The organism is Kitasatospora sp. NPDC022856 (assembly GCF_055561235.1).
This window is the reverse complement of sequence record NZ_JBVHHE010000113.1, coordinates 1-4,019: the sequence shown is the minus strand read 5'-3', so window position 1 is coordinate 4,019 and position 4,019 is coordinate 1. Positions and strand designations below refer to the sequence as shown.

The following is a 4,019-nucleotide window of genomic DNA, read 5'->3' as shown; positions in this document are numbered from 1 at the left end:
CAAAGCCGAACCTCGCCCTCACCGGCCATGGGACCGCCTCCGCACCACCCCGGGTACCTCACCAGCCCGGAAGCCTCCTGTCACGGCCGGGCAACGGCCGCACAACCCGAGTACACCGCGTCGACCAGGAGGTGAAGCAGCATGCTCACGTCCTCCAGACAGAAGACCGGCTGTGCAGGGGTAGCCATGTACCTGCGGTGCTACCCCTACAACAGCACTGCGATGGAGTGCCATCGCCGTGCGCTTGAACAGCTCGCGCACCGGCACGCGACGGCCCGAATGGTTTTGCGCCGCGGCGGCTCCCTGTCTGGCTTGTCGGCACCTCGGGCTAGCATCCCTCCGATTCGCGAAGGACGACCGGAGAGGGGCCGAGTATGCAGATCGCTGGCGTCGACATCTACGTGAATCACCCCGTGCTAGCGGACTGCGCACCGTGCCGGCACCGCTACGAGGAGATGCGCGACATCAATCGAAGCCCTGATGCCCGAGCGGCCGCCCCGCGGATCCGATCCGTGCGGTTCGGACGAAGGCACAAATCCTCCCGGTAACCCCTGGACTTCGCACGCGCGGGGAGGGTAGAAACGCGCAACGGCAATCCGTACACCCACCGCCGCCGTTCCGGGGCTTCCCGTGCCCCGCGTTCGCGTCCGGTGACCGGCGCCTCACAGCCGATGCGCGCCCACCACGGCTGCCCGATCTACGCCACCGCACCGGAGGGGCCGGGCACGGCCAGGCCACCGGTCCACGACAGTCGAGGTTGCCCCGATGCCCCTCACCCTTGCAGACCTGCGCGCCCACCAGTTCACCACCGTCCGCCTGCGCCCGGGCTACGACGAACGCGAGGTCGACGACTTCCTCGACCTGGTCGACGCCGAACTCGTCCGGCTGCTGCGCGAGAACGAGCGCCTGCGAGCTGGGCTGGCCTCGGCCCTTGTCCGCCCCGCAGTCGTGACGCCGAACACTCATCCTCGGAGCCCGGAACTCATGCCCGCGCCTCCGCTCCCGCGGCGTCCGGCCCCGGCCCAGGCCCAGGCCCAGGCTCCGGACGGTGTGGCCGGCGCCACCCAGGTGCTCACACTCGCACAACAGGTCGCCGACCGAGCCATCGCTGCCGCCCGCGCCGAGGCCTGGACCGTCCTTACCACGGCCCGCACCCGCGCCGAGGGCATCGAACGCGCCGCGCAGGCCGGCGCCGACACCCTCGAACGCGACACCCGGGCCACGGCCCAGGCGGTCATCGGCCGTCTGGAGGCCGTCCGGGCAGGCCTCGAAGCCAGGATCCAGAAGCTGCGCATGCTCGAGCATGAACACCACACCCGCCTGAACGCCTACCTGGAGCAGCAGTTGCGTCACTTGCGGGCACCCACCGGCGACGACATCCGCACCACAGGCCCCGCCCCCACCCCGCCGCTGCCCCTCCACCTCGGTGGCGCCCGACCGGTCCCACCCTTGGCGTGACCAACCCATCGGCTACGGACGGACCAGGGCCTACGAGCACACCCGTCCCGAGGCTGCTCTTCAGACGGATCAGCGGCACCGTCCACCATGCGGCCCCACACTCGCTCATGCTCACGGACGTCGGGGCGGTCACGCCGGCGGTGCCCAGGGATCGCAAGGGCGACCTCGAGCCGCAGCTGGTGCCGGGGAACTCGCGGCGGCCGGCGGGCTTCAACGGCCGCATCCTGTCGCTGTAAGCGCGGTATGTCGATGCGGGACATCCGCTCCCACCTGGCCCGGATCTACGGGGTCGAGGTCAGCCCGGACCGGATCAGCAAGGTCACCGACGCCGTCACCGACGAGCTTGTGAGCTGGCAGAACCGGCCGCTGGACGCGGTGTGGCCGATCATCTACATCGACGCCCTGTGGGTGAGGATCCGCTCCGGACCGGCGAGTTCCAGGCCCGATGGCTGCGGCGCCGCGCGATCCCGGGCCCTGACCTACGCCACGGCCTCCCCTGCAGCTACCGACCGCAGGCTCGGGGCGGCCCGGAGGTGCTGGGCGGCCTCGGCCGCGGTGTAGGAGGAGGAGAAGGTGAACGCGCGCGGGGAGGGCCCGTGCGCCCGGAGGTCCGCCAGCCGCTCCAGGGCCTCGCCGACGGTCGGGAGGTGGCCGGCGGGGACGCACCAGAGCACCACGTGCGCCTCGACGTGCCGTCGGAACCAATCGCGCCGCTGCCGCAGCACCTCCAAGTGCCCGCTGCGGTAGGTGAAGTCCCGAGGCCAAGCCCCGGCCGGACGGTAGCGTCACGCACTGACGCGATCCTTCGGACGTGCTCGCGCTTCGGCTTTCCGGGCCTCAGCCCAGGGGGATGGCCTTGACGCCCGAGACCAGCCCGGGCGTCCGACACTCCCGGCCGCCGCGCGGAACGTTCACCTGAACGACCGGCCATCCGGATGGGAGCCGTTCGGCGATCACGGTGACGACACCCGGCGACCGACCGGACCCTCGCCGGTGACGACAGGGCGACCGGCGCCGGACGCCGGCGCCCCGGCGGTCGGCCCGGCCGACCTGCTGCACGACCCCCACCGCGAGCGCACGGGACTACCCCGCCGACCCACCCTCGGCAGACCCGGGGCGGACGCCTCAGGAGACGCCCTCGACCTCGTTCGCGGCCTGCGAGCCGGTATGGGCACGGCCGGCGGCTGCCGCCCCCCGGGGAGTCGCGTCGGCGCAGCGCGGCCACGATCAGGTCGTGCTCGTCCACCACGGAGCGCCAGTCCTCGTCGCCCAGCGGTGCGGTGATGCGGTACCGGCGGACGGTGAGGAGCAGTTGCCCGGCCAGGTCGTCGAGGACGCGGTAAGCCGCAGTCTCGGCCAGGACCCGATGGAAGCGGGAGTTCAGCCCCGCCATCCGCTCCAGGCCTCTCGCCCTGTGCCGAGGACCAGCTCCAGCGCGCGACGGTGTACGGCGGGGAGTCCGGTGCCCGCGCCGCTCCGGCGGGAAGCCGCGTCCACCGCTTCCGGGTGCGGTGGTGTCGCGCCGGGGAACACGAGGACGCAACGCCCGTCGGGACCGATCTGCAACTGCGGTCGGCGCCCGGCGTGACCGCCCCGGACGGTTGGGATCCGCCCCGGCCCCGGCGGTGCGGCACTCGGCGTGGACGGGCGCGCCTCCGTGCGGGCATCGGCAGCCTCGCGACGGCTGGTCCTCGGCTGCGGGTGGACGACGGATTCGGGCATGTCCCTGCTCGAGTGGTCAGGCCCGCCCCCATCGGGACCGCCCTGCTCGCAGAGGGCCGGCCGGAGGAGCGCACGGCTCGGCCGGGCCGGTGGCGTCGAGGGGGCACCGATGAGCAGCGGTCCGGGTCAGGGCCGCTGGCAGTTCTCGGATTCGCGCCCCGTGTCACGGTAGGTGTCCCGGGGCAGGCAGATGTAGCGGCTGTCGGCGGCGTCGTGACTGAGGTAGCGGCCGAAGCAGTCGCTCGCGCCGAGCCTGGTGCAGAACGTGGCGACCTCGTTGCCGTCCGGGAAGGTGCCCCCGAGGTAGATCACCCAGTTCCCGGGCTGGAGGGAGCTCCAGTCGTCGCTGTTGAGGATCTTCGCATGGGGGCGTACTGCTGGACGGCGAGGAGTTGCCTGTCGCGTCTGTCGTCCGGGACGGTTCGGGGGAAAGCCCCCAGCTGGGCGATCCACATACCTGCCGCCGAGGGCGTGCCGGCGGTCGGCACGGTGCCGGGAGACGCGGTGGCCGCCGGGGGCACGGCGGTGGGGGCGACGGCGACAGGGTTCACGGCGGCGGGGCTCGCGGGCTTGGCGACTGCCGGCTTGGGTGCCGTCGTACCGGGGGGCGCCGTGCTGGGTGTCGCGGCCCTGGGGGTGGCCGACGCCATGGCGGTGACGGTCGCGACGGTGAGGGGCAGGACGACGGGCCCGTCCGCGTTCACGGCGGCCTCAGGAGGAGCGGCGCCGGCCCCGGCGCGGCCGCCGGCGCGGCCCGGGCGGTACGACTGCCCGTCGCCGACGGCAGCGAGGGCTCGCGCGACCTCCTCGGAACTCGGGCGGGTGGCGGGATCCTTACC

The 4,019-nt window shown here is 73.1% G+C and carries 2 protein-coding genes and 3 pseudogenes; 2 read left to right on the top strand and 3 right to left on the bottom strand.

The genetic code is table 11. From position 1 onward, the window contains the following. Positions 1 to 765: 765 nt before the first annotated feature. Together ACZ34W_RS38475 and ACZ34W_RS38470 are read left to right on the top strand one after the other, a co-directional pair. Positions 766 to 1,458: a DivIVA domain-containing protein gene (locus ACZ34W_RS38475; RefSeq protein ID WP_465611124.1), complete on the top strand. Its 693-nt coding sequence runs from the start codon at positions 766 to 768 to the stop codon at positions 1,456 to 1,458. A 107-nt stretch (positions 1,459 to 1,565) separates the two neighbouring features. Beyond that, positions 1,566 to 1,902 (top strand): annotated as a pseudogene (locus tag ACZ34W_RS38470) (transposase); the annotation flags it as partial. A gap of 35 nt (positions 1,903 to 1,937) precedes the next feature. On the opposite strand, the pseudogene ACZ34W_RS38465 reads toward ACZ34W_RS38470, so the two are convergent. The 3 genes and pseudogenes from ACZ34W_RS38465 to ACZ34W_RS38455 form a co-directional block, all read right to left on the bottom strand. Continuing rightward, positions 1,938 to 2,204 (bottom strand): annotated as a pseudogene (locus ACZ34W_RS38465) (DUF3291 domain-containing protein); the annotation flags it as partial. Between the two features lie 464 nt (positions 2,205 to 2,668). Next, positions 2,669 to 2,851: pseudogene (locus ACZ34W_RS38460) on the bottom strand (FCD domain-containing protein); the annotation flags it as partial. A 455-nt stretch (positions 2,852 to 3,306) separates the two neighbouring features. Continuing rightward, positions 3,307 to 3,492, bottom strand: coding sequence for a hypothetical protein (locus tag ACZ34W_RS38455; protein WP_465611122.1), 186 nt, complete (start codon positions 3,490 to 3,492; stop codon positions 3,307 to 3,309). Positions 3,493 to 4,019 lie beyond the last annotated feature (527 nt).

Bases quoted from the DNA above. Each gene is read 5' to 3' on its own strand.
- ACZ34W_RS38475 (WP_465611124.1), top strand. From the start codon at position 766: ATGCCCCTCACCCTTGCAGACCTGCGCGCCCACCAGTTCACCACCGTC.